The following is a 26,848-nucleotide window of genomic DNA, read 5'->3' as shown; positions in this document are numbered from 1 at the left end:
GCGCTAATCCGCCCTACGTGTGCAACGCGCGCTCGCGGCCGACCGCGTAACCCTGCGCGTAATCGATGCCGATGTTGTTGACCACGTCCAGGGTCACCGTGTCCTCGACGAATTCGGCGATCGTCTGGATGCCGATCACCTGGCCGACCTTGTGGATCGCTTCGACCATCGCCCGGTGCACCGGGTTCTGCGCGATGCCGCGGATGAAGGAGCCGTCGATCTTGAGGAAATCGACCGGCAGCGATTTCAGATAGCCGAACGACGACAGGCCGCTGCCGAAGTCGTCCAGCGAAAACCGGCAGCCCAGCAGCTTGAGCCGCGCCATCAGGTCCTGCGCCTTCGGCAGGTTGCGGATCGCCGCCGTCTCGGTGATCTCGAAGCAGATCCGGGCCGGGTCGATCCCGTTGTCGACGAACTGGTCGATGATGAACTGGTGCAGCGTGTCGTCGTTCATCGACGGCCCCGACAGGTTGACCGAGAACATCGGCGGCGCCGCGCCATGCTCCGGCGCCCCGGCCGGCGCCTGGTCGGCGATGTGGCGGCAGACGGCGCGGATGACCCAGCGGTCCAAGGTCGGCATCATGTGGTAGCGCTCGGCGGCGGGGATGAAGCGGTCCGGCCGTATCACCGCGCCGGCGTCGTCCTTCAGGCGCAGCAGGATCTCCTCGTGGGTGCGGCGGTCGCCCTGCAAGCCGGCGATCGGCATCGCGTACAGTTCGAAGCCGTCGCGCTGGATGGCGTCGTTCAGGCGCGGCACCCACATCATCTCGCTGTGGCGCCGCGCCAGGATGGCGTCGCCCTCCGAGTAGACGTGGATGCGGTTGCGGCCCTCGTCCTTGGCCAGATAACAGGCCTCGTCGGCGGCGATCAGCAGGTCGCTGACGGACTTGCTGTCGGCGCTGATCTCGACCATGCCGATGCTGGCGCCGATCTCGAAGCTGTGCTCGTCCCAGACGAAGCGGAATTCCTTGACCAGCTGGCGGATGTCCTCGGCGATCAGGCGCGCCTGGACGAGCTGGCAATAGCCCAGCAGCACGCCCAGCTCGTCGCCGCCCAGCCGCGCCAGCACGTCGCTCTCGCGCATCTTCTGCTGCAGCAGGTTGGCCAGGATCTGCAGCAGCGCGTCGCCGGCGGCGTGGCCGGCGCTGTCGTTGACCAGCTTGAAGCGGTCGAGGTCGATGTACAGCAGCGCGTGCGTGTGCTCGTCCTGCTTCGACACGTGCAGCGCGTGGGCGACGTGCCGCTCGAACTCGCGCCGGTTGCACAGGCCCGTCAGCACGTCGTGGGTCGCGTGCCAGGACAACTGGCTCGACAGCGCGCGCTGGTGGGTGACGTCGCGGAACACGGCCACCGCGCCCAGCATCTCGCCGTCGGCCAGCCGGATCGGCGCGGTGGTGTCCTCGACGGCGATGCGGCGCCCGTCGCGCGTGACCAGCATGGCGCGCGCCGGCAGGCCCACCGCCTCGCGCTTGAGCAGGCATTTGTAGACGGTGTGTTCGAGCGGACGGCCGTCGGCCTCGTCGACCAGCGGCAGCACCTCGCCGATGTCGCGCCCGGCCGCCCGTTCGAGCGTCCATGCGGTGAGCCGCTCGGCGGCGCGGTTCATGTAGCGCGTCGCGCCATGCTCGTCGGTGGTGATGACGCCGTCGCCGATGCAATCGAGCGTCACCTCGGCCATGCGCTCGCGCTCGTCGGCGACGCGTTCCTGTGCGACCGCGCCGGTGATGTCGCGGATCAGGCCCAGCGTGCGCTGTGGCCGCCCGTGTTCGTCGCACAGCACCCTGGCCTCGGCGCTCAGCCAGCGCGCCGCGCCGCCGGCCAGGCGCACGCGGTGGTCGACATGACCGCCGCCGGGCGCGTCGACGGCGTCCTGCAGGGCGCGCAGCAGCGCGTCGCGTCCGTCCTCGTGCACCAGCGCCAGGAACTGCGCGAAGGGCTGGTCGGCCTCGTGTGCCGGCAAGCCCAGCAGGGCGGCGCCGGCCGCCGACCAGTGGAGGGTGCCCTCGATCACCTGTCCGTTGACGACGGCGGCGTCCCAGATTGCCATGCCGGCCGCCTCGATCGCCATCTGGGATCGTAATTCGTGCTCGTCCATGTAAGCCTCGCTCGTTCCACCATATATACCAATGATGTTGGGCCGCCCTGCGCGCGCGCGATTGAGGCAGCGCAAACGAACAAGCGGAAAGGCGGCCGGCCGGCGCCATCGACGCGCCGTCGCGCTGTTGGGCCGCCGATCGGTTCCAAACAGCCGCGGCCGGTTATACTGCCGGGTGTAGGGCGGGCGCGGCCCGCCGGCGAGTAGGCATTCGGGGGGAAGATGGAGCGGCAGGCGACGGCGGGGACCGGTGTGACGGAGGCGGCGGACGACCTGGGCTGGCTGTCCGGCGGCGGCGAGATGGGGCAATTGATCCGCTCGATGGACTGGTCCGCCACGGCGCTGGGGCCGCTCTCGGGCTGGCCGCAAAGCCTGCGCACCTCGGTCAGCCTGTGCCTGTCGTCGACGTTCCCGATCCTGGTGGCCTGGGGGCCGGACGACATCCAGATTTACAACGACGCCTACCGTCCGATCTGCGGCGCCAAGCACCCGGAATCGATGGGCGCGCCGTTCAAGATCTGCTGGGCCACGGCGCTGCCGGTGGTCGGCGACGCCTTCGACCGCGCCCACACCGGCGAGGGCGTCTACATCCGCGACCAGCGCATGTTCCTGGACCGCTACGGCTACCTCGAAGAAGCGTTCATGACATTCTCGTTTTCACCGATCCGGGTCGAATCGGGCAACGTCGGCGGCATTTTCCATCCGATCACCGAATCGACGGCGCAGGTGCTCAACGCCCGCCGCACGCAGAACCTGCGCGACCTGACCGGCCGCATCGGCCGCTCGCGCACGATCGCCGAGCTGGCCGGGCTGATGGCCCCGGACGGCGAGACGATGGCGCTGGACCTGCCGTTCATGCTGCTGTACGAACTGGTGGACGCCGGGGCGGGCGAGGGCGCGCGGCACGGGCGCCCGACGCTGCGCCTGCGCGGACGCACCGGCCTGCCCGCCGAGAGCGCGCTGGCGCCGGCCGAGGTGGCCGCCGATGCCGCCGCCGGCACCGATACCGGCTGGGATTTCGCCGCCGCGCTGGCATCGGCCGAAGGCCGCCACGTCGACGACCTGGCGCGCCGCTTCGGCGCCTTCGACTGCGCGCCGTATCCGGAGGCGCCCGCCGGCGCCATGGTGCTGCCGCTGTTCGTGGCGGGCGGCGACCAGCCTTACGGCATGCTGGTGGCCGGCGTCAGCGCCCGGCGCGCGCTCGACGACGACTACCGCAATTTCTATGAACTGCTGCGCGCGGCCTTCAACACCGCCATCGGCAACGTGCTGGCGTACGAGCAGGAGCAGCGCCGCGCCGCCGCGCTGGCCGAAATCGACAAGGCCAAGACGGCCTTCTTCTCCAACGTCTCGCACGAATTCCGCACCCCGCTGACCCTGATCCTGGGACCGCTGGAGGACGCGTTGGCCGACGCCGGCGAGCCGCTGGCGCCGCGCCAGCGCGAGCGCATCGACGTCACCCACCGCAACGCGCTGCGCCTGCTCAAGCTGGTCAACTCGCTGCTGGACTTCTCGCGCATCGAGGCCGGCCGGGTGCAGGCCCGCTACGCCCCGGTCGACCTGGCGCGGGTGACGGCCGACCTGGCCAGCGTGTTCACCGCCGCGATGGACAAGGCCGGCCTGGCCTACCGGGTCGAGGTGGCCGCGCTCCACGCGCCGGTCTACGTCGATCTGGACATGTGGGAAAAGATCGTCTTCAACCTGCTGTCGAACGCCTTCAAGTTCACGCTCTCGGGCGCGGTCACGGTGACCCTGGCGCCCGGCGCCGACGGCCGGACCGCGCGCCTGACGGTGCGCGACACCGGCAGCGGCATTCCGGCCGCCGAACTGCCGAAGGTGTTCGAGCGCTTCCACCGCGTCGAGGGTGTGCGGGGCCGCAGCTACGAAGGCACCGGCATCGGCCTGGCGCTGATCCAGGAGCTGGTGCGCCTGCACGGCGGCGGCATCGATGTCGAGAGCGAGGTCGGCGTCGGCACCGCCTTTCATGTCGAGATTCCGTTCGGCGCCGGCCATCTGCCGCAGCAGTACGTGGTGGCGCTGCCCGATCGCGGCGACGGCGCGCGCATGGGCGCCGCCTTCGTCGAGGAGGCGCTGCGCTGGCTGCCGGGCGAGCCGCCCGCCGACGCGGAGGCGGCGCCGGCGCCGGCGCCCGCCGTGGCCCGGCGCGCCCGCATCCTGGTCGCCGACGACAACCAGGACATGCGCGGCTACGTGCGCTCGCTGCTGGAGCGCGAGTACCTCGTCGAGACCTGCGCCGACGGCGAGGCGGCGCTGGAAGCGATCCTGCGCGATCCGCCCGACCTGCTACTGAGCGATGTGATGATGCCGCGCCTCGATGGCTTCGGCCTGATGCGGCGCATCCGCGAGCACCCGGCGGTTGGCGGCCTGCCGATCATCCTGTTGTCGGCGCGCGCCGGCGAGGAGGCCAAGATCGAGGGGCTGGAGGCGGGCGCCGACGATTACCTGGTCAAGCCGTTCTCCGCCAACGAGCTGCTGGCGCGCATCCGCAACCACATCGAGCTGGCGCGCGAGCGGCGCCAGGCCACCATCGCGCTGCGCCAGCGCGAGGAATATTTCCGGTCGCTGGTCAACGCCTCGCCGGCGATGATCTGGACCACCGACGCGCGCGGCCATCGCGACTTCCTCAGCCAGCGCTGGTCCGACTACACCGGCCGTTCGCTGCAGGAGGACCTGGGGCGCGGCTGGCTGGAGCTGATCCACGCCGACGACGCCGCCCGGGTCGATGCGGCCTACGCCGCCGCCTTCGGCAAGGGCGCGCCGTTTTCCGTCGACTACCGCCTCAGGAACCGCGACGGCGCCTACCGCTGGATGATCGACGCCGGCGCGCCGCGTTTCGACCAGGATGGCAAGCTGCTCGGCCACATCGGCACGCTGGTCGACGTCCACGAACGGCGCCTGCTGCAGGACCGCTTCGCCAACGTCACGCGCGCCAGCGGCATCGGCGTCTGGTACGCCGACGCGCCGCTGTCGCTGATGCAGCCCAACGCGCAGCTGCGCGCGCAGTTCGGGCTGCCGGCCGAGGGGCCGGTGCCGATGGAACAGTTCTATCTGCGGGTGCACCACGAGGACCGGGCGCGCGTCGAAGGCGACTTCCACAGCGCGATGATCGAGGGCGTGGCCTACGACGACGAGTTCCGCGTCGCGCTGACCGCCGCGCCGGCGGCGGGACGGGCGTCGGCGCGCTGGATACGCATGATCGCGTGGTGCCAGCGCACGGAGGGCGAGGGTGGCGGCGTGGCCCATTTCGACGGCGTCACGCTCGACGTGTCGGACCAGAAAAGCGGCGAGCACGAGTTGCGCGCGATGGCGGCCGAGCTGTCGCAGGCCAACCAGGCGCAGCGCGAGTTCCTGGTCACCTTGGCGCACGAGTTGCGCAATCCGCTGGCGCCGATCCGCAGCGGTCTGGAGCTGATGCGCGCGCACGACCTGGCGCGCGGCGAGTTCGAACGCGTGCGCGCGATGATGGAGCGACAGGTCGGCCACCTGGTGCATCTGGTGGACGATTTGCTGGACTTGGCGCGCATCGCGCGCGGCAAGGAGGTGCTGGTGCACAGCCTGGTGGAGCTGGACAAGGTGGTGCGCGGCGCGGTCGAGATCAGCATGCCGCTGATCGACGCCAAGGGCCACCGGCTGCTGGTGTCGGCGCCGTCGAACGCGCCGCCGGTGTGGCTCGACGCCCACCGCGTGGCGCAGGTGATCGGCAATCTGCTCAACAACGCCGCCAAGTACACGCCGGACGGCGGCACGATCGAGCTGATGGCGGTGGTCGAGGCCGGCGAGCTGACGGTGACCGTGCGCGACAACGGCGTCGGCATCCCCGCCGAGGCCTTGCCGACCGTGTTCGACATGTTCACCCAGGTGCCCGGCAGCGAGGGCCAGGCCCAAGGCGGGCTGGGCATCGGCCTGAACCTGGTGCGCCGGCTGGTCGAGCTGCATGGCGGCGAGGTCGGCGCGCACAGCGGCGGCGCCGGGCAGGGCAGCGCGTTCACCTTGCGCCTGCCGGTGACGCCGTCGCTGGCGGCCGAGGCGATGGCCTTGTCGGCGCCGGCGCAGCCGGCGCCGGTGGCGCGGCGCATCGACGAGGCCGCGGCCAGCAGCCTGCGGGTGCTGGTGGTCGACGACAACGTCGACGCGGCCGACACCTTGACCGCCTTGCTGGAGTTTAAGGGCCATACGGTGGCCGTGGCGCACGACGGCCCGCAGGCGCTGGCCGCCGCGCGCGCGCTGGCGCCGCAGGCGGTGTTCCTCGATATCGGCCTGCCGGGCATGAGCGGCTACGAGGTGGCGCGAGAATTGCGGGCGATGCCGGCGCTGGACGGCGTCGCCTTGATCGCGCTGACGGGCTGGGGCACGGACGCCGACCGCCTCAAAACGGACGCGGCCGGGTTCGACCACCATTTGACCAAACCGGTCAGTTTCGACGAGATACTGCGGATGCTGACGGAGCTCGAGCGCCGGCAAAATCCCTGACGCGGGGGCGCGCGCGGCCAAAAGCGGTAAGGAAAATGCCGGTATCGTGTGGTGGCTCACACATGCGCTGTTATTTACCGCCGCGCGCGATTGAAAAAGCCCATTTTTGCCTAGTAAAATGTTAATAATATAGCATTTCTAGCAAGGAGCTTTCATGTCTCAGCCCAAACCCTACGATCCGAACGCGATGCTCGACACCATCCTGGCAAAAATGCAGCTGCGCAATGACGCAGCACTGTCGCGCTTGCTGGAGATCCAGGCTCCCGTGATCAGCAAAATCCGCCATCACCGCATGCCGGTCAGCGGCGCGCTGCTGGTGCGCATCCATGAGGCCACCGGCCTCAGCGTGCGCACCCTGCAGGACCTGATGGGCGACCGCCGCAGCAAATTCCGCCTGTCCTCGGCCCAGGGCCGCGCCGGCGCCCAAGCCGGCAGCGCCGGCGGTGCCGAATGACCTCGCCGGCGACGATCGCCGGCGACGGGCTGGTGGCGCTGGCCGCGCTGCTGCACCGGCGGGGCTACCAGTTCACCACCGTCACACCGGCCACCCACGGCCGCGTAGTGGGCCGCGCGGCGCCGCAGGACGCCCCGAGCCTGCGCGACGTGTTCGGCTGGAACAAGCCCTTTACCGCCGACCAGATGGACGCGGCGATCCTGGAGCAGATGCGCAAAGCGGGGGTGCTGCGCGACGACGCCGGCATCCTGCGCAGCAGCGTGCGCGCCGCCACCATCGGCCCGCAGCTTTACTTCCATTCGGCCTATCCGACCGGCGATGCCGACTCGGTGTTCCTGGGGCCGGACACCTACCGCTTCGTGCGCGCGGCCGGCCACGCGCTCGATAACGTCCTCGGCGGCGGCGGCGCCGGCGTGCGGCGCGCGGCCGACATCGGCTGCGGCGCGGGGCCGGGCGCGATCATGCTGGCCAAGCGCTTCCCCGAGGCGGAAATCTACGCCGTCGACATCAACCGGCGGGCGTTGGCGCTCGCCGAGGTCAACTGTCGGCTGGCCGGCGCCGCCAACGTCGCTTGCGTGCACAGCGACATGCTGTCGGCGCTGGACGGCGAGTTCGACCTGATCATCTCCAATCCGCCCTATCTGCTCGATCCCGACCAGCGCGCCTACCGCCACGGCGGCGGCGAACTGGGCGCGGGTTTGTCGCTGCGCATCGTCGAGGCGGCGATCGCGCGCCTGGCACCCGGCGGCACCTTGCTGCTCTACACCGGCGTGGCGATCGACAACGGCGAGGACCCCTTTCTCAGGCAGGCCGGCGTCCTGCTCGAAGCGGCGCGCCTGTCGTGGAAGTACGAGGAAATCGATCCCGATGTGTTTGGCGAGGAACTCGACACCCCGGCCTACGCCGGCGTCGACCGCATCGCCGCCGTCATGCTGCTGGCCAGAAAAGGCGGTAAGCGATGAAGCTGATCCGGGAGCGCTTGCTGCGCGGGGCCAACCTGTACAGCCGCTTTCCATGCATCGCCGCGACCATCTCCGTGGACGACTCCGCCGTGCCGCCGGCCGACGTCGCCGACGCGGTGGCGCGGCAATTGTCGTTGCCGTTGCCTTCGTCCGCGAGCGCCGATCTCGGCCAACTGGTCGCGCAGGTCGCGTTGCAGTTGCAGCGCTCGTGCGGCCACGTGCTCGATTTCGCCCACGCGGAAGCGCTGGCGCCCGGTGGGGCGCGGCGCCGCGTCGTGGTCCAGTACGCGCTGGAACACGTGGCGCAGCGGGCGCTGGCGATGGCGCTCGACATCGTCGGCGCCGCCCTGCGCGGCGAAGCATACGCCGGTTATGACGTGGCCGGGGCGCTGGCCGCGCTGCACGCGCTGTCGGCCGGCCTGGCGCTGCCGCCGCGCATCGGCGAACTGGTGGGCCGGGCGCGCGCGCAGGGGATTCCCGTGCTGCGCGCCAGCGAGCACGCCGATCTGGTCCAGTTCGGGTGGGGAAGCCGGCAGTGGCGCTTCGTCGACGCGCCGGTGGCCGATACCCCGCTGCTGACCAACACCGTCGTGCGCGACCGCCTGCTCGCGCGCGCGTTGATGGTCGAGGCGCATATCGATGTCCCGGCCGGCACCACCGTCAACCGGCTGGAGGACGCGCTGCGCGTGGGCCGCCGTTACGATTGGCAGGCGGTGGTCAAGAGCCGCCACGCCACCGGCGACGACCGGCAATGGCGCTGCGCCAGCGAGGCCGAGTTGACGGCGGCCTTCGCGCTGGCGCACGCGGCCGGTGGCGACGTGGTCATCGAGAGCTTTGAGGACGGGCCGCTCGCCATCGTGCAGACCGGCCCGGACGGCGCCAGGCACGCGTCGGCGGAGGTGCGCCACCTGTGCGCGGGCGCGGCCGCCAAGCTGGGACTGGCCGAGGCGCGCGTCAGCGTCGTCCAAAGCGAATCGGGCCCGCTGGTGACCGCCATCGACGGCGAGGGCGCGGCGGCCGATGTCGCCGACGCCGCCACGCGGGCGCGGCGCATGCTGGCCCAGCCCGGCCGGGGCCGCATCCCGGTGATCGCCGTCACCGGCACCAACGGCAAGACCACCACCACCCTGATGATCGCGCATGCCGTGCGGCTGGCGTGGCTGCGCGCCGGCTACACCACCACGCAGGGGATCTTCATCGATGGCCGGATGGTCGGCCACGGCGACTGCACCGGTTACTGGTCGCACCGCACCGTGCTCAGTTCGCCCGAAGTCGACTTCGCCGTGCTGGAGACCGCGCGCGGCGGCCTGCTCAAGCGCGGCCTGGCGTTCGACACGTGCGGCGTGGGCGTGATGCTCAACGTCTCGGACGACCACCTCGGGCTGGATGGCGTCGAGACCGTCGACGACCTGGCGCGGGTCAAGTCGACCGTGATCGCGGCCGCGCGAACGGCCGTGCTCAACGCCGACGACCGCCATTGCGTGGCCGCGCTCGGGCGCCTCGCGCCGGGCGCCACGGCCATCTTCTTTTCGATGGACGCCGCCAACCCCACGTTGCGCGCGCATGTGGCCGATGGCGGCTGCGGCGTGTGGCTGGAAAATGAAACGATCATGCTGGCCGAGGGCGCCGGCGCGCCGGTCCGGCGGGTCATCGGCGCGGCCGCCATCCCGGCCGCCATCGGCGGCCTGGCCCGCTATAACATCGCCAACGGCCTGGCGGCGACGGCCGCGCTGCATGCGGCCGGCTTCGGCGCCGCGCATATCGCCATGGCGCTGGCGGGCTTCGTCTCGGACGCCGCGACCAATCCCTTGCGCTCGAATATCTTCGCGGTGCGCGACTTCCACATCGTGCTCGACTACGCGCACAACCCGGCCGCGTACGCGGCGCTGGGCGATATGGCGCGCGGCATGGCGGCGCCGGTGCCGGGCGCGCGCGTGCTGGCGGTCATCACGTCGCCGGGCGACCGGCGCGATGAGGACCTGCGCCGCATCGGCGAGACCTGCGCGGCCGCGTTCGACGTGCTGTTCGTCTACGAGTCGCTGGCCCGTGGCCGTCCGGCGGGCGAGGCGGCCGCCGTCATCGGCGACGGCGTGCGATCGGCGGCCGGCTTGGCCGGCGGCGTGGAGCGGATGCAAACGTTCGGCGGCGCGGCCGAGGCGCTGCGCGGCGCCTATCGCCAGTGCGGCAAGGGCGACGTGCTGGTGTTTGCCTGCGGCACCGCCGTCTCGACCCTGATCGACGCGGTGCGCGCCATCGACGCCGAGGGCGCCGCCGCGATCGAGGGCCAGCTGGGCGGCGCCTAAGGTCAGGACAGGGCGGTGTCGAGCACCATCATCACGATGAAGCCGATCACCAGCGCGCAGGAGGCGGTCTTGCAATGGCCGTGGCGGTGGGCCTCGGGCACGACGTCGTGGCAGATCACATACAGCATGGCGCCGGCCGCGCCGGCCAGGCCCCACGGCAAGAAGGCGGCGCTGGCCTCCATCAGCAGCGCGGCGCAGACGGCGCCGAGCGGCTCCACCAGGCCGGACAGGGCGCCCAGCGCGGCCGCATACACCCGGCCATAGCCCACCGAGCGCAGGGCGATCGCCACCACCAGCCCCTCCGGTATGTCCTGGATGGCGATGCCCGTCGCCAGTGTGTGGGCGCGGCCGGCGTCGACGCCGCCGTAGCCGACGCCGATGGCCAGCCCCTCCGGCAGGTTGTGGATGGCCACCGCGCCGACGAACAGCCAGGCACGCGTCATGGCCGTTGGATCCACGCCGAGGGCGCCGTCTTCCAGTACCTGTTCGGAGCGCACCAGGTGGCCGAGCAGCATCACCAGCAGCATGCCCAGCAGGATGCCGCCGCCGGCCGTCAGGCTGGCGCCGGCCGCGCTCGCGCCCGCGTCCTTGCTGGCGTTAATCGCCGGCAGTACCAACGAAAACGACGTGGCCGCCAGCATGATGCCGCCGCCCAGGCCCAGCGCGGCGTCATAGCTGCGTTGCGAAAACTTTTGCGACAGCAGCACCGGCAGGGTGCCGGCGGCCGTGGCCGCCGCCGCCCACAGGCCGGCGGTCAGCGCCTGCCGCGCCGGCAACGGGAGCGAGGCGATCGCCAGCGCCAGGTCGCGCGTGAGCAGCAGCGTGCCGAGCACGCCGATGAAGGCGCCCATGGCGAGGCGCCACGTTGGGCGGAGGCCGGATCTCAGCATGGAGTTTAATTCTTTCGGCGTACGCCCGTTGGGTCGGCAAACATGTTTTTCTCCTGGTTGGCGCAGCCATCTTAGGGCGGCCGCAAAGCTGCGTCTATCGGTGCGCAACGCTTGCAGATGTAAGACGGCGCTCGCATGGCTTTGTTTAGCCGCCGCGCCTTCGCCCGTTGCCGAAAATGCTTGACAATAATCTAAGGTGATCCTAAAGTGATATCACTTTGATGTCATCTACCTGAGGAGCAATCGAACATGAATGGTGCAAACACTCGCCGCGAAACGGCGTTCTCATCGACGAATGGCTACCTGGCCGCGTGCGTCGGCATTGTTTTGCTGTTGTGCGGCGGGTTCCTGTTCAAGACGGCGATCGGGGACGACGGCGGCTTTTCCGCACTCTTCGGAGCGATATTGCTGTTGCTGGCCGGACTGTTTTTCTTGATGGGCCTGTTCATGCTGCAGCCCAACGAGAGCGCCATCCTCACCCTGTTCGGCAAATACATCGGCACCGACCGCAGCGAAGGCTTGCGCTGGGCGTTCCCGTTGTACGTCAAGCGGCGGCTGTCGCTGCGCGCGCGCAATTTCAACGCGCCCACGCTCAAGGTCAACGACAAGCGCGGCAACCCGGTCGAGATCAGCGCGGCGGTCGTCTGGCGCGTCCGTGACACCGCCCAGGCGGTGTTCGAGGTGGACGATTTCGAACGCTACGTCGCGATCCAGGCCGAAGCCGCGCTGCGTCATCTCGCCTCCCAGTATGCGTACGATGAGGCCGAGGATTTGCCCCAGGGCGAGACCACGCTGCGCGGCGGCATGGAGGTGGTCGTCGACGCCCTCAAGTGCGAGCTGCAAGCGCGGTTCGAGGAGGCCGGCGTACAGGTGGTCGACGCCAAGCTCACGCATCTGGCTTACGCTCCCGAGATCGCCCAGGTCATGCTGCGCCGCCAGCAGGCCGAGGCGATCATCAGCGCCCGCGCCAAGATCGTGCATGGCGCCGTCAGCATGGTCGAATCCGCGCTGAAGGGCTTGTCGGAGCGCGGCATCGTCGAGCTCGACGACGAGCGCAAGGCGGCGATGGTCAGCAACTTATTGGTGGTACTGTGCTCCGACAAGGAAACCCAGCCGATCATCAACACCGGCACCCTCTACAACTAGCGGTCAACGAGCATGGCAAGTCCCGGGAAAAAAGCTTATCCGCTGCGTATCGACCCCGCGTTGTGGGAGGAGCTGCAACGCCTGGCCGCGCGCGACCTGCGCAGCGTCAACGCGGAAATCGAGTTCCTGCTGCGCGAGGGCCTCGCCCGGCGCGGCGTGAAGATCAAAGAGGACAAGGACAAAACCGACGACCCGGAGCAGGAATAACCCCCGGGGGTCAGTGCCGACATTCGGACATTGGGGAACTTTTTGCGCGCTGAAAAGTTCTCGTTTTTTTCAGTTTGTCCGAATGTCGGCACTGACCCCCGGGGTTTTGGCATTTAGCATTGCTTCGATCTGTTCGAAGCCGACCGGCTTGACCAGGTGGGCGTCGAAGCCCGCTTCCTTGGCCAGATCCCTGTCCTTTTGCTGGCCCCAGCCGGTGACCGCCACCAGCGCGGTGTGCCGCAGGGCGGGCAGGGCGCGCAGCGCGCGCGCCAGGTCGTAGCCGTTGATGGACGGCAGGCCGATGTCGAGGAAGGCGAATTCCGGCAGGAACGCGGCCGCGTTGTCGAGCGCGCTCTGGCCGTCGTAGGCGACCGAGACCACGTGGCCGTGCGATTCCAGCAACGCGCCCAGGCTGTTGACGAAGTCGATGTTGTCGTCGGCCAGCAGGATGCGCCGGCTGCCGCCGACGGCCGCCTGGCCGGGGGCGGCCGGCCCGGCGGGCGGCTCCGGCGGCGCCTCGGCGTGCGTGGGCAAGGGCAGCGTCAGCACGAACTCGCTGCCGTAGCCCAGGCCCATGCTGTGCACGCTGAGCTCGCCGCCGTGCAGCTCGGCCAGCCGCCGCGCCAGCGACAGGCCCACGCCGAGGCCCGCCGTGGTGCGCTCGAGCGAGGCGTCGGCCTGCACGAACATCTGGAACACGGCGTCGCGCATCTCCGGGGCGATGCCGATGCCGTTGTCGCGCACGTGGATGCGCACGCGTTGCGGCTCCAGTTCGACATCGACCGCGATGCGCCCGCCGCGCCCGGTGTACTTGGCGGCGTTGTTGAGCAGGTTCGACAGGATCTGCGTCAGGCGCGTGGCGTCGCCCTCGACCAGCACCGGACGCGCCAGCGGCGCCGACGCCAGCACATGTCCCTGCTGCTCGACCAGCGGCCGCACGGTCTCGAAGGCGTCGTGGATGACTTGCTGCAGGTCGACCAGGTCGCGCTTGATGGCCAGCTTGCCGGTATTGATGCGCGAGACGTCCAGCAGGTCGTCGACCAGCCGCACCATCTGGCGCAGCTGGCGCTCCATGATCTCGCGCGCGCGCTGCCCGGCGCCGAGGTCGGCCGGGTTGATGCGCATGATGTCGAGCCCGGTCCTGATCGGCGCCAGCGGGTTGCGCAGCTCGTGCGCCAAGGTGGCGAGGAATTCGTCCTTGCGGCGGTCGGCGATCAGCAGCGCGCGCTCGGCCTCCTGGCGCACCGCCATCTCGCGCTCCAGCGTGCGGTTGGTGGCGAGCAGGCCGCTGGCGCTTTTCTCCACCTCGGCCAGCATGGCGTTGAAGGCGTCGACCAGGGTGCCGATCTCGCCCGGCGCCGAGCCGGGCACGCGCAGGCCGAAGTCGCGCCGCTGGATGACGGCGCGCGCGGCCGACGTGACCCCTTCCAGCGGCGCGGTGATGCTGCGTTGCAGCCGCGAGGCGACCAGCGCCGCCAGCAGCAGGCTGCACAGCATGACGACGGCCAGGATCGAACCGTACGAGGCCACCCGCTCGCCGACGCGGTAGCGCGCCTCCAGGTAGACCGTCCCGATGCGCTCGCCGTGTTCGACGATCGGGTGGTACAAGGTCAGGCTGCCGTTGACGATCTGGTGGCCCAGCGGGCCCGGCTTTTCCAGGAACACCGGCGTGCGCAGCGCCGCCTGGGTGTAGGAGGCGAACATCGCGCCACTACTGTTGTAGATGGCGCCGGCCAGGATCTCCGGCCGCATGCGCAGCATGCCGAGGTTCTTGCGCGCCGCCGGGGCGTCGTTGAAGTTGATCGCCGGGGCGCTGGCCAGCGCGATCAGTTCGGCCTGGGTGCGCATGTCGTCGATCCATGAACGCTGGAACGTGCGCAGGTCGTAAAACAGCATCGCGCAGGTGCACAGCAGCAGGGCGGCGGCGGTGGTGGCCAGGGCCATCGCGATCAGCCTGGCGCGCACGGTGGCCAACGTCAGGCCCAACCACGCCATCAGCCGCCGCCCTTCTGCACCGCGTACGCCACCGACAACAGGCGCGAGCTCAGTTTGAGCCGGCCCCTGTCGGCCGCCGCCAGCGAGACCTCGAAGCGCACGCGCTCGTCGACCAGCCGGAAATTGATGACGCTGCCCGATTCGATGCCGGTGGCCGATTCGGTCACGCTGAGCGCGCCGGCTTGTTGCGCGGCCTTGACCAGCGCCGCCTCGTCGGTGCCTTCGGTCGCGCCGATGAACAGCAGGTGCAGGCCGCCGGAGGGGTCGACGCCCTGCATTTTGCGCACCACCACGGCGTGGTTGTTGACCATGCGCCCGGCGGTCAGCCGCGTCAGCTCGGTGGCGATCTCGTCGGCGCCGACCACGCCCACCACGTACGGCGCGCCGGGGTCGAGCGGGCCGCCGGGGAAGTCGACATAACCGAGGAATTTATACAGGAAGCCCGCTTTCACGCTGGTGGCCGAGGCGGCGTCCGGCTCGTCGTGGACGGCGGCCGCCGCCCCGGCCATCCCGGCTATCTCGGCGCCGTCGGCCATGCGGGCCCGCGCGCAGGGCGTTGCCAACGCCAGGGTCAGCGCGAGGGCGGCTGCGCGCGTCGGCATCCAGTTCGCGCCTCTCACTTTGCCTGACATTTTGTTTCCTTTTAGATCACGTTGGAAAATTATACTGGTGCAAGGTCGGGGCATGCGTATTTGTGTTGAATAACAACATCGAAGCCGCATCCAGCCTGGCGCCATGGACCGGCGCGGCGGATTTTCTCTTGCAAGTTACCCCTTGTCCTGGACGGACGATTGACAACCTGTTCAGTAACGTTTCCCGGTAGCTCATTTAGAATTCGGGGTGAGATTACACGACTGTTTCGTGTCACGAGGAAGCATCATGCAGCAAGAAAACCCGTTGACCGCCCAGGCGATCGAAGCCGAGCGCTTTCGCCATTTCATCGTCAGTGTCACCGATTACGCGATCTACACGCTCTCGCCCGAGGGCGTGGTGATCACCTGGAACGCCGGCGCCCAGCGTTTCAAGGGCTATCGCGAGGACGAGATCGTCGGCCGCCATTTTTCGGTGTTCTACACGGCCGAGGAACAGGCGCGCGGCCGGCCGGCCTGGGTGCTGGAGCAGGCCAGGACCACCGGCAGGTTCGAGGACGAGGGCTGGCGCGTGCGCAAGGACGGCACGCGCTTCTGGGCCAGCGTGGTGCTCGATCCGATCTGGGACGATGCCGGCGAGCTGCTCGGCTTCACCAAGATCACGCGCGACATCACCGCGCAGCGGGCCGCGCAGGAGGAACTGCACGCCAGCGAGGAGCGCTTCCGGCTGCTGGTGCAGGGGGTGACCGATTACGCGATCTACATGTTGTCGCCGGAGGGCATGGTGACCAACTGGAACGAGGGCGCGCGGCGCATCAAGGGCTATCAGGCCGAGGAGGTGATCGGCAAGAGTTTCGCGATGTTCTACACCCCCGAGGACCAGGCCGCCGAGGCGCCGGCCGTGGCGCTGGCCACCGCGCTGAAGGAGGGCCGGTTCGAGCGCGAGGGCCGGCGCGTGCGCAAGGACGGCACGCGCTTCTGGGCCAACGTGGTGATCGATCCCATCCACGGCGCCAACGGCAAGCTGCTCGGCTTCGCCAAGGTGACGCGCGACATCACCGAGCGCAGGCTGGCCGCCGAGCAGCTCGAACGCACGCGCGAATCGCTGCTGCAATCGCAGAAGCTGGAGGCGATCGGCAAGCTCACCGGCGGCATCGCCCACGACTTCAACAATCTGCTCAACGTCGTCATGAACGGGCTCGACATCCTGCGCACCATGGCCGACCGCACCGTCCAGAGCCGCGCCATGGACGCGATGGAGCGCGCCGCCCAGCGCGGCGCCTCGTTGACCCAGCAACTGTTGGCGTTCGCGCGGCAACAGCCGCTGCGGCGCGAGGCGCATGACATCGGCCGCGTGATCCGCTCGTTCGACGCGGTGCTGCACCGCGCCGTGCCGAGCCGGGTGCGGCTGCGCATGCAGCTGGCGCCGGAACTGCCCACCGTGCTGATCGATCCGACCCAGTTCGAGGCGGCGCTGCTCAACCTGGTCGTCAACGCGCGCGACGCCATCCCCGAGCATGGCGAGGTGACCGTCGCGGTCGACATGGTGCTGCTGGCCGCCGGGGAGGTCGGGCAGTTGGCGGCCGGCAGCTATGTCAGGGTGGCCGTCACGGACTCGGGCACCGGCATGGCGCCGGAGACGCTGGCGCGCGCCGTCGAGCCGTTCTTTACGACCAAGCCGGTCGGCAAGGGCACCGGCTTGGGGCTGAGCCAGGTGTACGGGCTGGCGCAGCAATGCCAGGGCGACTTGGCGATCACGTCGGTCGTGGGCGGGGGCACGACCGTCGCGTTGTACTTCCCGGCCGTCGCCGACGCCGACGGCGCGCACGCCGGGAACGGGCACAGCAAGTCGGAGAAGGTGCTGCTGGTCGACGACCAGCCGGACGTGCTGGAGACGGCGGTGGCGCTGTTCAGCCACCTCGGCTATGAGGTCTTGTCGGCCAATAACGGCGTCGAGGCGCTGGCGACGCTGCGCGGCAACCATGACATCGCCATCCTGTTCACCGACGTCGTGATGCCCGGCATCGGCGGCATCGAGCTGGCGACGATCACGCGCCGCGAGTTTCCCAATGTGAAGGTGATCCTGGCCTCGGGCTACACCAGGTCAAGCCTGCAGGACCAGAGTCCCGAGCTCGACACCTTCGACCTGATCCCCAAGCCTTACCGGCTCAGCGACCTGATCAAGATTCTCAACGCGGCCCACGTCAAGTAGCCGCGCGGCCGACATGAACGGGCACAAGCCTTCGGCGATCGCGTCCGGTTGCAGGCCGCTCGCCATCAGCGCGGCGGCGGCCGCCAGCACGTGGGCGATCGCGCGGCGCGCGTCGTCGTCCGGCGCGCGCGCCGTCTCCGCCCAGCGCAACAGGGGCCGGCGCGATTTGCCGTCGGCCAGCACCAGGGCGCCGTCCTCGGCGAAGGCGGCGCGGCCGCCGCGCTCCAGATGCCCGCGCAGCGCCGGGTGCGAGGCGTCGCCGCCGAAATAGACCACCTCGACCTGGGCGTCGACGCTGGCGCCGAGCTCGGCGCGGCGGGCGCCCCCGGCGTCGAGCACGACCGCGCGCGTGGCCGTGCGCGCGACCACCGCGTCGGCGCGCGCCAGCTCCGCCGGCGTGGCGAGGCCGTCGACGCCGCCCGGCTCGCCGCCGCGATCGAGCAGCACGGCGACGTCGCAACGGTCGAACGCCAGGCCATGCAGCACGATGGCGCGATGCGGCGTTTCCAGCACGGCAAACGCCACTTCCGGCGCCGCCAGCACCGCGCGCGCGCCGCGGTCGCCGTCGCCGGCGCCGACGGCGGCGCCATCGATGAACACGCCCTCGCCGCTGGCGCAACCTGTGGCGATGCCGGCGCGGCGCAGCGCGTGGTCGATAATCAGGGTGGTGGCGCTGCCGCCGGTGGCGCCGGCGACGGCGACCACCGGGATGCGGCCGTCGCCGTCGCCGAACATCGACTTGACGATGGCCGCGCCGGCGTCGCGCGGCGTGCCCGCGCTCGGGTATTCGTGCATGCGCAGTCCCGGCGCGGCGTTGATCTCGATCACCGCGCCGTTGCTGCCGTCCAGCGGCACGCCGATGTCCTGGCACACCAGGTCGATGCCGGCGACGTCGAGGCCGATCTTGCGCACCGCGCGCGCGCACACCGCCAGCGTGTGCGGCGGCAGCCGGTCGGTCACGTCCTCGGCGGTACCGCCGCTCGACAGGTTGGCGTTGCCGCGCAGGACCACGCGCCGTCCGCGCGCGGGGATGCTGTCGGCCTGCAAATCCTGCTCGGCCAGCGCGGTGTCGGCATGGCCGTCGAGCGGGATGCGGGTCAGGATATTGCTGTGGCCTTCGCCGCGCGCGGGGTTCCGGTTTTCCAGCGCGACCAGTTCACGCACCGTCGAGACGCCGTCGCCGGTCACGGCGGCGGGGCGGCGCAGCGCGGCGGCGACGACCCGGCCGCCGGCGACCAGCACGCGGTAGTCGTCGCCGCTGATGTAGCGCTCGACGATGATGGTGCGGCCGTGCTCGCGGGCGCGCTCGAACGCCAGCGCGACCTCGTCGTCGTTGCCGCAGCGGGTGGTGACGCCCCGGCCATGGTTGCCGTCGAGCGGCTTGACGGTCACCAGCCCGCCCAGCTGCCGGGCGGCGCGCAGGGCTTGGTCGAGCGAGCGCGCCGTCACGCCCTCGGGGACCGGCACCCCGGCCTCCTGCAGCAGCGTCTTGGTCAGTTCCTTGTCGGCGGCGATGCCGACGGCGACATGGCCGGTGTCGCCGGTGATGCTGGCCCGCAGCCGCTTCTGGCGCGCACCCCAGCCCAGCACGAACATATTGGCCTCGGCGGTGATGCGCGCGGCCGGGATGCCCTGGGCCCGGGCGGCGCGCAGGATGGCGCCGGTGCTGGTGCCGATGGCCCGCCGTTGCGCCGTGGCGCGCAGCGCATCCAGGCCGTCGGCCAGGCGGAGCCCGGGCGGCGGCCGGCCCGGGTCGCCGGCAAGCAGGCCGTCCACCAGTGCCAGCGCCAGCTCGACGGCGTCGATGGCCACCGGCTCGATCTCGTAGGCGCAAACCACGCGGTATCGGCCGGCGGCGCCCGGCACGGGTTCGGTATGCACGAAGCCGGCCGGCGTGCCGGCCTGGCGTTGCAGCGCCATGGTGACGTCGCCGACCACACGCGCCAGCCCGGCGGCGTCGCCCGGCGCCAGCGCCGGGCCGCCGCCTCCGCCGGCGGCGCGCAGGTGTTCCCGCAAGCCGGGGAGCAGGGCCGCCAGGCGCTGCGCGAAGCCGTCGAAACCGCCGGCGGCCGCGTCCGCCGGTGGCGGCAAGTCCAGCACGCTCAGCAGGCAGGGATGCGGCGAGTACGGGTTGGGGCCGCGCAGCACGTGTTGTTCGACGATGTTCATGGGGCGTTGTTCCGGTCGGCGAGGAAATTGAGGAAATCGGCCAGCTCGGGCGGCGCGCGCGGCGTCCCGGCCGGCAGATCGGGGCCGGCCGCGAACGCCGCGCCCGACGGCAGCAGGTGCAGGGCGACCCCGACCAGGGTCGGCACGGCGCCGGCCGGCAGGTCGGCGATGTTGGAGCGGGCGTTGCGGCAATCGAGCACGGTGACCATGCCTTCGCCGATCACCTCGATGCCGGAGCGGCCGTGGACGATCAGGGCGGTATCCTCGTCGATGCCGGCGCCGATCAGGAACGGCGTTTGCGCGACCACGCTGAGCAACCGGTGGATGCGGTGGCGCTGCGAAAAGTGCTGGTCGATCACCACCCGGTGCACGAAACCGAGCCCGGCGCCGAGGCGGACCGCGCCTTTTTCCGGCGCCAGCTCGGCCTTGCCCTCGGCCAGCATGTGGGTGCACATGGCGGAGGCGCCCGCGCTGGTGCCGGCGATGCAGGCGCCGCGTCCGTGGAAGGCGGCGCGCATCGCTTGCTCGACCCGGGTGCCGCCGATGCAGGCGACCAGGCGTTTTTGATCGCCGCCGGTCATGAAGATGCCGCTGGCGCCGGCGACGATGTCGGCCAGCGCCGCGTCGTCGGCGTCGCCCCGGTCGGCGATGGGGACGTGGCGCACATTGCCGGCGCCCAGGTCGGCCAGCGCCACCCGGTACATCTCCCACACCCGCTCGGGGATCTTGCTGGCGGCGGTCAGCACCACCAGCGGGCGCGCGGCGCCGCCGGCCAGCGCGACGAAGCGGGCCAGGATTTCCTTGTTGTCGGTGCGGTCTTCGCCGCCGCCGATGATCATCAGCGTGCCCGTCGCGCCGTCCATCGGGCCGTCGCCGGTCGCCATCAATCGATCAACTGGCGGAACAGGCGCGTCGCCATCAGGCCGACGGCGCTGTGGTGGCGCGCCGGCGTCATCAGCGATTGCAGCAGCCGCATCGCCGCTTGCTTGTTGCCCATGGCCGCCACTTGCAGTTCCAGTTGACGCAGGTCGCCGATGGCGCCCTCGTCATTGGCGCCGCCATCGGCGGCGTGGGCCGCATGGTGGCGGATGATGCCGCGCGCGGCGCCGCTGCGCGGGCTGTGGTGCAGGCCCAGCGTGTCGAGCGCGCGCTGGCGGGCGCGGAAGCTCGGCGTGCGTGCTGCCGGCGCGGCCGCCTCGCCGGGCACGGTGGCGATCCAGTCGGCCAGGATCTGTTGTTCGTAGGCGCTGAAGACGCCGAACATCTCGGCGCGCTCGCTTTGGATCAGGCGCCAGAAGCGGCTGTTGTCGGCCGGTTGGCCGCGCTGTATCCAGCCGGCCTTTTCCAGTTCGCCCAGCATGGCGGGAATCTGTCGCGGATCGGACAGCCAGTCGTTGATTCCCCGGCCGCCGACGCGGCAGTAGTCGGAGTGCATGTTCTTGCCGACCACGCTTTTCGCCGCCAGGATGTGCACCAGTTCAGCCTCCAGATCGAACTCGGCGATGACCGAGTTGGTGCTGGCGCCAAGGTCGTTGAGGCGGTAGCCTTCCTGCACGCGGCGCAGGAAGGCGGCGGCGTCGCCGCAGCGTGGCAGCAATTGTTGCAGCGCCTGCACCGCCTTGAAGGCGTGGCCGGTGCCGCCGTTGTCGACGGTGATGTGCAAGGTGAAGTAGTAGGGATCGATGCCGAGCTCGTTCAACTCGTAGGCGGTGATCAGCAGGTGCAGCGGTAGCTGCTCGTAGCCGAGGTTGTAGCCGATGATCTCCGGGAGGAAGTGTTCGGCGTCGTAGGCCAGCGCGAGCTGGATCGCGCCCTGGACGAAGTGGGTTTCCTCGACGTCCTGCCATTGGTCGCAGCCGTGGCTGGCCAGCAGTTTTTTGTAGAGCACGACGTGGTTTTTATCCGGCACGCCGTCGCCCAGTTCTTCCAGGTAGGTCTGGATCAGCGGGCGGAAGTCGGGATCGTCCCAGCGTTCCAGCACCCCGTACAACCAGGCGCCGTCGACCAGCTTGGTCGGGGCGACGTGTTTGAGGAAGAACAGCGCGTGGGCCTTGGTGGTGAAGTAGCGGCGCGGGGCGCCGTCGCGGCGTTGCTTGAGGTAGGCGTTGTATTCGGCGCCGATCGCTTCCGAACGTTCGGTGATCCAGGTTTCCATGTCCGCCGTGTCGTCGGGCAGGTCGGAGCTCAGCAGGCGCGCTTGCTGTAGCTGTTGTTCCAGGAAGGTGCGGGCCATCGCGCGGTCATTGCCGACAGGAACGCCGGGCGACAGCGCGCGGTAGACGGCGCTGGCGACGGGTGTGGCGCTGTGATGGCAGGGGCTGGCGATGTTGTCTGGCAGTGTATGGGCGAGTGGGGACATGGTGTTCTTCCGAAAAAGTGAGACGGCATCAAGCTCGTCTATATTGTCGGTAGATTATCCCTGCCACAGGGCGCGCGCCCAAGGGGTGTTGCCCCTGTGTTGGTGTAAGACAGAGCTTACATTGCTGGTTTGCACATCGGAGCACGTCGGGCGGAGCAGCGCAGCGTCATCGGCCATGTATGGGGCGGCGCATACATGGCCGATGACGCGGCGCTAATCCGCCCTACGTGTCTGCGTGGTTAATCAAATGCGGTGGCCGGCCGTCACGACCCGGCGGTTTTCGCGCTTTCGCCGCGGTTCGCCTCCACCCGCTCCGCCGCCTTTTTCCCGGCCAGGAAGGCGTGGTCCGAGTTGTAGTACTCCCACTCGCTATAGCGTCCCGCCAGCACGATATCGTGCAGCTCCATCCACGCGCGCACCGTCGCCACATTCCCGGCGCGGGCATGGTCGTACACCACATACGCATAAGGCATGTCGACCTGGTTGGCCGTGACGACCCGGTCATCCTCGCGCATCATGCCGACCTTGATGCAATCGGCGATGCAGCGTTCGATCAGCTCCTGGCCATCCAGCGGCAACGGCTTCCACGGCGAATACGAAATCTCGCAGGTGAACCCGAAGCCCCCGGGAGCGTTGCATTCCGGACTGGCGTTGCCCTGCACGAAAATCCGATGGAAGATGCTGTCCTCCGGATAGTAGATCCAGTGCTTGTCGGTGACGTCGGTGCGCGCGATGCCGATGTTCACGCAGCGGATGGAGATATGCCGCAATCCCTCCGCCGCCCGCCGCACCTCCGGCGGCGCCGCGTTGCCGATCAGCCGCACCAGTTCCGGCAGCGGCATCGTGCTGATCAGCTGTTCGTATTGCAGCCGCCGGCCGTCGGCCATCACCACCGTATGCTCGTCCGGCAGGATGCACACCGCGTCCGCGTTGAGTTCGATCTTGCCGCGTATGTGCGGCAGGAAGCCCGACACCAGCGCCTGGAAGCCGCCGCGCTTGGGGTAGCCGAAGCGGGCGTTCGGCCCCATCGGCTTGGCGACCGGTTCCAGCGCGCCTTCGATGATCTGGTTCAGGTCCGGCAGCGGCACCCGTCCGCCCAGCCACGAGGTTTCCATTTCGTTCAGCGGCACCGTCCACAATTTCTTGTTGTACGGGATGGCGAAGTGGCGCGCGATGCCGGCTCCCCAGACGCGGTAGATGAAGTGCTCGAAGTCCTCGCCCTTGGCGGCGGTCGACATCGCGCTGGCGCTGCTGTTGGCGACATCGGCGGTGCCGTCGGCGCAGCAATCCTCGACACCGGCGGTGGCGCAGCTTTCCGCCTTGTCGGCCAGGCCGTAGCGCGATTCGATGGCGCCGACGATGCACTCCTTGATGACGGCCGGCGGCAAGCCGTACAACGCGCCCTGGAACGGATAGCGGGTGAACACCTGCTTGCTGTAGACCCAGGCCTCGCGCATCTGCCAGTGCTGGTTGTCGCCCAGCAGAATGTCGTACAGCTTGAGGACGTATGGGTCGTTGGAAAACATGATGTGACCGGCGTAGTCGAAGGTGAAGCCCTGGTCCTGGATCGAGCGGCACCAGCCGCCGACCGTGGCGTTACGCTCGAGCAGCACGGTGTCGGCGCCGAGGTGGTAGGCGGCCGATAATCCGGTCGGGCCGGCGCCGATGATCAGGCAGCCGGTGCGCTGCGCGGCCGACGCCTGGCGCATCGGATTGACGACGGCGCCGCCGGCGGCCACCTCGGCGGAGGTGGCGCGCGCGCCGTCCTGCTGGGTCAGCTTGGCGCCCTTGCCGGACGGCGGCGTGTCGACCAGCAGGGCGCGCATGGCGTCGGCGGTCGCCTCCCACGAGGTGTTGTCGACCACGGCGCGCATCTTGGCGGCCAGCGCCGAGCGCAGCACCGGCGTCATCGCCAGCGCGGCCTCGCAGGACTCGATGAATTCCCGGTGGCTGTGCGCCACCCAGACGATGTCGCCGTATGGGTCTTCCACGTCCTTGATGGCGGTGCTGACGGCCGGCAGTTCGGCCGCCATGTATTCCAGCACCTTGGTCGGGCTGATGTAGCGGGTCGCCTCGTTGAGCGCGAATGGCAGCAGGCACACGTCCCAGCCGGCCAGGAATTGCGGCAGCGCGTCGTACGACTGCTGGCCCAGGTAGTGGATGTTTTCACGTCGCGGCAGCGCGGCCGGATCGATCTTGACCACCGGCCCGACCAGCACCAGTTGCCACTCCGGGTGGGCGTCGGCCATTGCGGCGATCAGCTCGGTGTCGAAGCGTTCGTCGATGACGCCGTAGTAGCCCATGCGTGGACCCGGGATACCGGCGTGCAGCGGATGGCCGTTGCCACGGTCGAGCGCTTGGCGGAAGTGCGCGGCGTCCACGCTGCTGGAGAAGCAGTGGGCGTTGTCGTGCCGGCCGCGCTTGGCCTCGTACAGGCTGGGGCCGCCCGTGAACACGAGGTCGGCGATCTTGAGCAGCGCGGTCTCGCGCTGCAGCAGTTGCTTGGGCGGATTCTTGAACGCCGACAGCTCGTCCATGCAATCGTAGACCACCAGGCCCGCGTGCAGCGGCGGCAGCAGCGGCAGCGCCATCGGCGTGTAGAACCAGACGATGGGGGCGTCGTCGTCGCGGCCGATCCCGGCCAGCAGCGGCTGCAGCAGCGGAATCTGGTCGTCGTGGAAACCGGGCGCCTGCACCGGCGTGTGCGGGCGGTAGACGGTGACGTTGGGCGCCGGCGTGGAGCTGTGCAGGAAGCTTTCGCCATCATGGAAAACCGGCTCCTCGACAAAGGCGATTTTGTAATGTTGTGCAAGGCGCGACAGGAGTTGTTGCGGGCGCTGATAGACGAAGTCCCAGCGCAGATGACAAAAGACGACGATGGTTTTCATGAAGTTCTCCCTGTGCCCTCGCGGGTCGTTAATAGTTGGATTGGCTGGTCACCGCGCGATCGACGTGCTATCGCGATAGAAATAATGTGTAGACAATCGTAGCAATGATCGGGTGTTTTTTCTTTTCAATTCCGCTAGGAAAAGCAGTTGTAAATTAGTCGCACTTTCGCGGCTATTTAACGATGAATTCGCTTTTCCAATTGAAATTGGAATGCGTGGCGCGGCTAAGATTGCTAGCATGATTTTTCGCCGCGCGATTGTCGCGGCATCGATGAAAAGGAAGCGCATGAGCCAGTTCGAATATCCGAGACCGCAGCTGGTACGCGACGCGTGGCAGTCCCTGAACGGCGAGTGGGAGTTCGCCTTCGACCACGAGCAGCGCTTCAGCCATCCGGGTGATCCGATCGACTGGAGCGCGCGCATCGTCGTGCCGTTCGCGCCGGAGGCCAAGGCCAGCGGCATCGGCGACGAATCGTTCCACATGGCCTGCTGGTACCGGCGCACGTTCGACCTGGACCAGCGTGGCGCGCGCACGATGCTGCATTTCGGCGCGGTCGATTATCACGCGCGCGTCTGGGTCAACGGCGTGCTGGTGGCCGAGCACGAGGGCGGCCACACGCCGTTCCACGCCGACATCACCGACGCGCTGGCGGAGGGCGCGACCCAGACTATCACCGTGCATGTCGAGGACGATCCGAGCGACCTGGCCAAGCCGCGCGGCAAGCAGGACTGGCAGCCCGAGCCGCACTCGATCTGGTATCCGCGCACCACCGGCATCTGGCAGACGGTGTGGGTCGAGTCGCTGCCGGCGACCTATATCGGCTCGCTGCGCTGGACGCCGGTGTTCGACGGCTTCGAGATGGGGTGCGAGGTGCTCGCCGGCGGCGACATCCGCGACAACCTGGCGGTGTCGGTGCGGCTGCTGCACAACGGCGTGCTGCTGGCCGCCGACCGCTACCTGCTGGTGGGGCGGGCGGCCAACCGCAAGATCGTGCTGTCGGACCCGGGCATCGACGATTCGCGCAACGACCTGCTGTGGAGCCCGGAGCGCCCGACCTTGCTCGACGCGGAGCTGACCTTGTATTGCGGCGACGAGGTGCTCGACACGGTGCGCTCGTACACGGCGCTGCGCTCGGTGGCGATCAACCGCGACCGCTTCATGCTCAACGGCCGGCCGTACCCGCTGCGGCTGGTGCTCGACCAGGGCTACTGGCCCGACTCGCTGATGACGGCGCCGTCCGACGACGCGCTGCGCCGCGACGTCGAGCTGGCCAAGGAGATGGGCTTCAACGGCGTGCGCAAGCACCAGAAGATCGAGGACCCGCGCTACCTGTACTGGGCCGACCGGCTCGGGCTGCTGGTGTGGGAGGAGATGCCGTCGGCCTACGCCTTCAGTCCGCGCGCGATGACGCGGCTGATCAAGGAGTGGACCGAGGCGATCGAGCGCGACTACAGCCATCCGTGCGTGATCGTGTGGGTGCCGTTCAACGAATCGTGGGGCGTGCCGAACCTGACGTCGACCCAGGCGCACCGCAACGCCGTAGAGGCGCTGTACCACATGACGCGCATGCTCGACGCCACGCGGCCGGTGATCGGCAACGACGGCTGGGAGGCGTCGGCCACCGACATCCTGGGCATCCACGACTACGACGCCGATCCGGACAAGCTGCAGCAGCGCTACGCCGTGACCGATCCGGTGCGCACCCTGTTCGACCAGCGCCGTCCGGGCGGGCGGATACTGACCCTGGACGGCTTCCCGCACCGGGGCCAGCCGATCGTGCTGACCGAGTTCGGCGGCATCGCCTTCGATCCGAACGCGCCGGCGCACCACACCTGGGGCTATTCGCGCGTCGGCGACGCCGAGACGTATCTGAACCGCTATCGCGCCTTGCTCAAGGTGGTCAACGAGACGGTGATGTTCAGCGGTTTTTGCTACACGCAGTTCGCCGACACCTTCCAGGAAACCAACGGCTTGCTGAACGCCGACCGCAGTCCCAAGGTGCCGCTGGCGCAGATCAGCGCGGCCACGCGCAACGCCGGCGGGTGACTCCTGATCAGGATGCGCTCTAGTCCTACGTCATCAGCAG

The 26,848-nt window shown here is 69.4% G+C and carries 16 protein-coding genes; 8 read left to right on the top strand and 8 right to left on the bottom strand.

Translation table 11 applies throughout. The features are described from left to right. Positions 1-13: 13 nt before the first annotated feature. Positions 14-2,095 (bottom strand): EAL domain-containing protein, encoded by a 2,082-nt coding sequence (locus MRBLMU1_RS23180; RefSeq protein WP_363506392.1) that lies wholly within the window; start codon positions 2,093-2,095, stop codon positions 14-16. A gap of 222 nt (positions 2,096-2,317) precedes the next feature. Between MRBLMU1_RS23180 and MRBLMU1_RS23175 the strand changes: the two genes are divergently transcribed. The 4 genes from MRBLMU1_RS23175 (at position 2,318) to MRBLMU1_RS23160 (ending at position 10,305) form a co-directional block, all read left to right on the top strand. Continuing rightward, on the top strand, positions 2,318-6,586 hold the full coding sequence (locus tag MRBLMU1_RS23175; RefSeq protein ID WP_363506389.1) for an ATP-binding protein: 4,269 nt from the start codon (positions 2,318-2,320) through the stop codon (positions 6,584-6,586). Positions 6,587-6,740: 154 nt separating this feature from the next. After that, complete coding sequence (locus MRBLMU1_RS23170) at positions 6,741-7,040, top strand: hypothetical protein (protein ID WP_363506386.1); 300 nt, start codon at positions 6,741-6,743, stop codon at positions 7,038-7,040. Further along, positions 7,037-8,002, top strand: coding sequence for a class I SAM-dependent methyltransferase (locus tag MRBLMU1_RS23165; protein WP_363506383.1), 966 nt, complete (start codon positions 7,037-7,039; stop codon positions 8,000-8,002). The genes MRBLMU1_RS23170 and MRBLMU1_RS23165 overlap by 4 nt, the downstream gene beginning before the upstream one ends. Beyond that, positions 7,999-10,305: a Mur ligase family protein gene (locus tag MRBLMU1_RS23160; protein WP_363506380.1), complete on the top strand. Its 2,307-nt coding sequence runs from the start codon at positions 7,999-8,001 to the stop codon at positions 10,303-10,305. The genes MRBLMU1_RS23165 and MRBLMU1_RS23160 overlap by 4 nt, the downstream gene beginning before the upstream one ends. Positions 10,306-10,307: 2 nt before the next feature. On the opposite strand, the gene MRBLMU1_RS23155 is transcribed toward MRBLMU1_RS23160, so the two are convergent. Beyond that, positions 10,308-11,156 (bottom strand): ZIP family metal transporter, encoded by an 849-nt coding sequence (locus MRBLMU1_RS23155; RefSeq protein WP_363506377.1) that lies wholly within the window; start codon positions 11,154-11,156, stop codon positions 10,308-10,310. 288 nt (positions 11,157-11,444) lie between these two features. Here MRBLMU1_RS23155 and MRBLMU1_RS23150 point away from each other — a divergent pair, with 288 nt between their 5' ends. Together MRBLMU1_RS23150 and MRBLMU1_RS23145 are read left to right on the top strand one after the other, a co-directional pair. Next, positions 11,445-12,341 (top strand): SPFH domain-containing protein, encoded by an 897-nt coding sequence (locus MRBLMU1_RS23150; RefSeq protein WP_363506374.1) that lies wholly within the window; start codon positions 11,445-11,447, stop codon positions 12,339-12,341. 12 nt (positions 12,342-12,353) lie between these two features. Next, positions 12,354-12,548 (top strand): hypothetical protein, encoded by a 195-nt coding sequence (locus tag MRBLMU1_RS23145; protein WP_363506371.1) that lies wholly within the window; start codon positions 12,354-12,356, stop codon positions 12,546-12,548. A gap of 69 nt (positions 12,549-12,617) precedes the next feature. On the opposite strand, the gene MRBLMU1_RS23140 is transcribed toward MRBLMU1_RS23145, so the two are convergent. Then, on the bottom strand, positions 12,618-14,543 hold the full coding sequence (locus MRBLMU1_RS23140; protein WP_363506368.1) for an ATP-binding protein: 1,926 nt from the start codon (positions 14,541-14,543) through the stop codon (positions 12,618-12,620). Then, complete coding sequence (locus tag MRBLMU1_RS23135) at positions 14,543-15,145, bottom strand: YfiR family protein (protein WP_363506366.1); 603 nt, start codon at positions 15,143-15,145, stop codon at positions 14,543-14,545. The genes MRBLMU1_RS23140 and MRBLMU1_RS23135 overlap by 1 nt, the downstream gene beginning before the upstream one ends. 277 nt (positions 15,146-15,422) lie before the next feature. Here MRBLMU1_RS23135 and MRBLMU1_RS23130 point away from each other — a divergent pair, with 277 nt between their 5' ends. Beyond that, entirely contained in the window at positions 15,423-17,345 is a 1,923-nt protein-coding gene (locus MRBLMU1_RS23130) for a hybrid sensor histidine kinase/response regulator (RefSeq protein ID WP_363506363.1), read from the top strand. On the opposite strand, the gene MRBLMU1_RS23125 is transcribed toward MRBLMU1_RS23130, so the two are convergent. The 4 genes from MRBLMU1_RS23125 to MRBLMU1_RS23110 form a co-directional block, all read right to left on the bottom strand. Beyond that, positions 17,238-19,514 carry a cyanophycin synthetase family protein gene (locus MRBLMU1_RS23125; RefSeq protein ID WP_363506361.1) on the bottom strand — a complete coding sequence of 759 codons (2,277 nt, stop codon included), beginning with the start codon at positions 19,512-19,514 and terminating at the stop codon, positions 17,238-17,240. The genes MRBLMU1_RS23130 and MRBLMU1_RS23125 overlap by 108 nt on opposite strands. Continuing rightward, the gene (locus MRBLMU1_RS23120) at positions 19,511-20,398 is read right to left on the bottom strand and encodes a cyanophycinase (RefSeq protein WP_363506358.1); all 888 of its coding nucleotides are present in this window, start codon (positions 20,396-20,398) and stop codon (positions 19,511-19,513) included. Before MRBLMU1_RS23120 ends, MRBLMU1_RS23125 begins: the two co-directional genes overlap by 4 nt. Beyond that, entirely contained in the window at positions 20,398-21,873 is a 1,476-nt protein-coding gene (locus MRBLMU1_RS23115) for an iron-containing redox enzyme family protein (protein ID WP_363506355.1), read from the bottom strand. Before MRBLMU1_RS23115 ends, MRBLMU1_RS23120 begins: the two co-directional genes overlap by 1 nt. A gap of 263 nt (positions 21,874-22,136) precedes the next feature. Further along, positions 22,137-24,761: an NAD(P)-binding protein gene (locus MRBLMU1_RS23110; protein ID WP_363506352.1), complete on the bottom strand. Its 2,625-nt coding sequence runs from the start codon at positions 24,759-24,761 to the stop codon at positions 22,137-22,139. 286 nt (positions 24,762-25,047) lie between these two features. On the opposite strand from MRBLMU1_RS23110, the gene MRBLMU1_RS23105 reads away from it, so the two are divergent. Beyond that, positions 25,048-26,808, top strand: coding sequence for a glycoside hydrolase family 2 protein (locus MRBLMU1_RS23105; protein ID WP_363506349.1), 1,761 nt, complete (start codon positions 25,048-25,050; stop codon positions 26,806-26,808). Positions 26,809-26,848 lie beyond the last annotated feature (40 nt).

Origin of the sequence: Burkholderia sp. LMU1-1-1.1 (genome assembly GCF_040675865.1) — a bacterium.
GTDB lineage: Bacteria > Pseudomonadota > Gammaproteobacteria > Burkholderiales > Burkholderiaceae_D > Rugamonas.
Note: the sequence above shows the minus strand (reverse complement) of the source record. Positions and strands in the feature narration are given on the sequence as shown.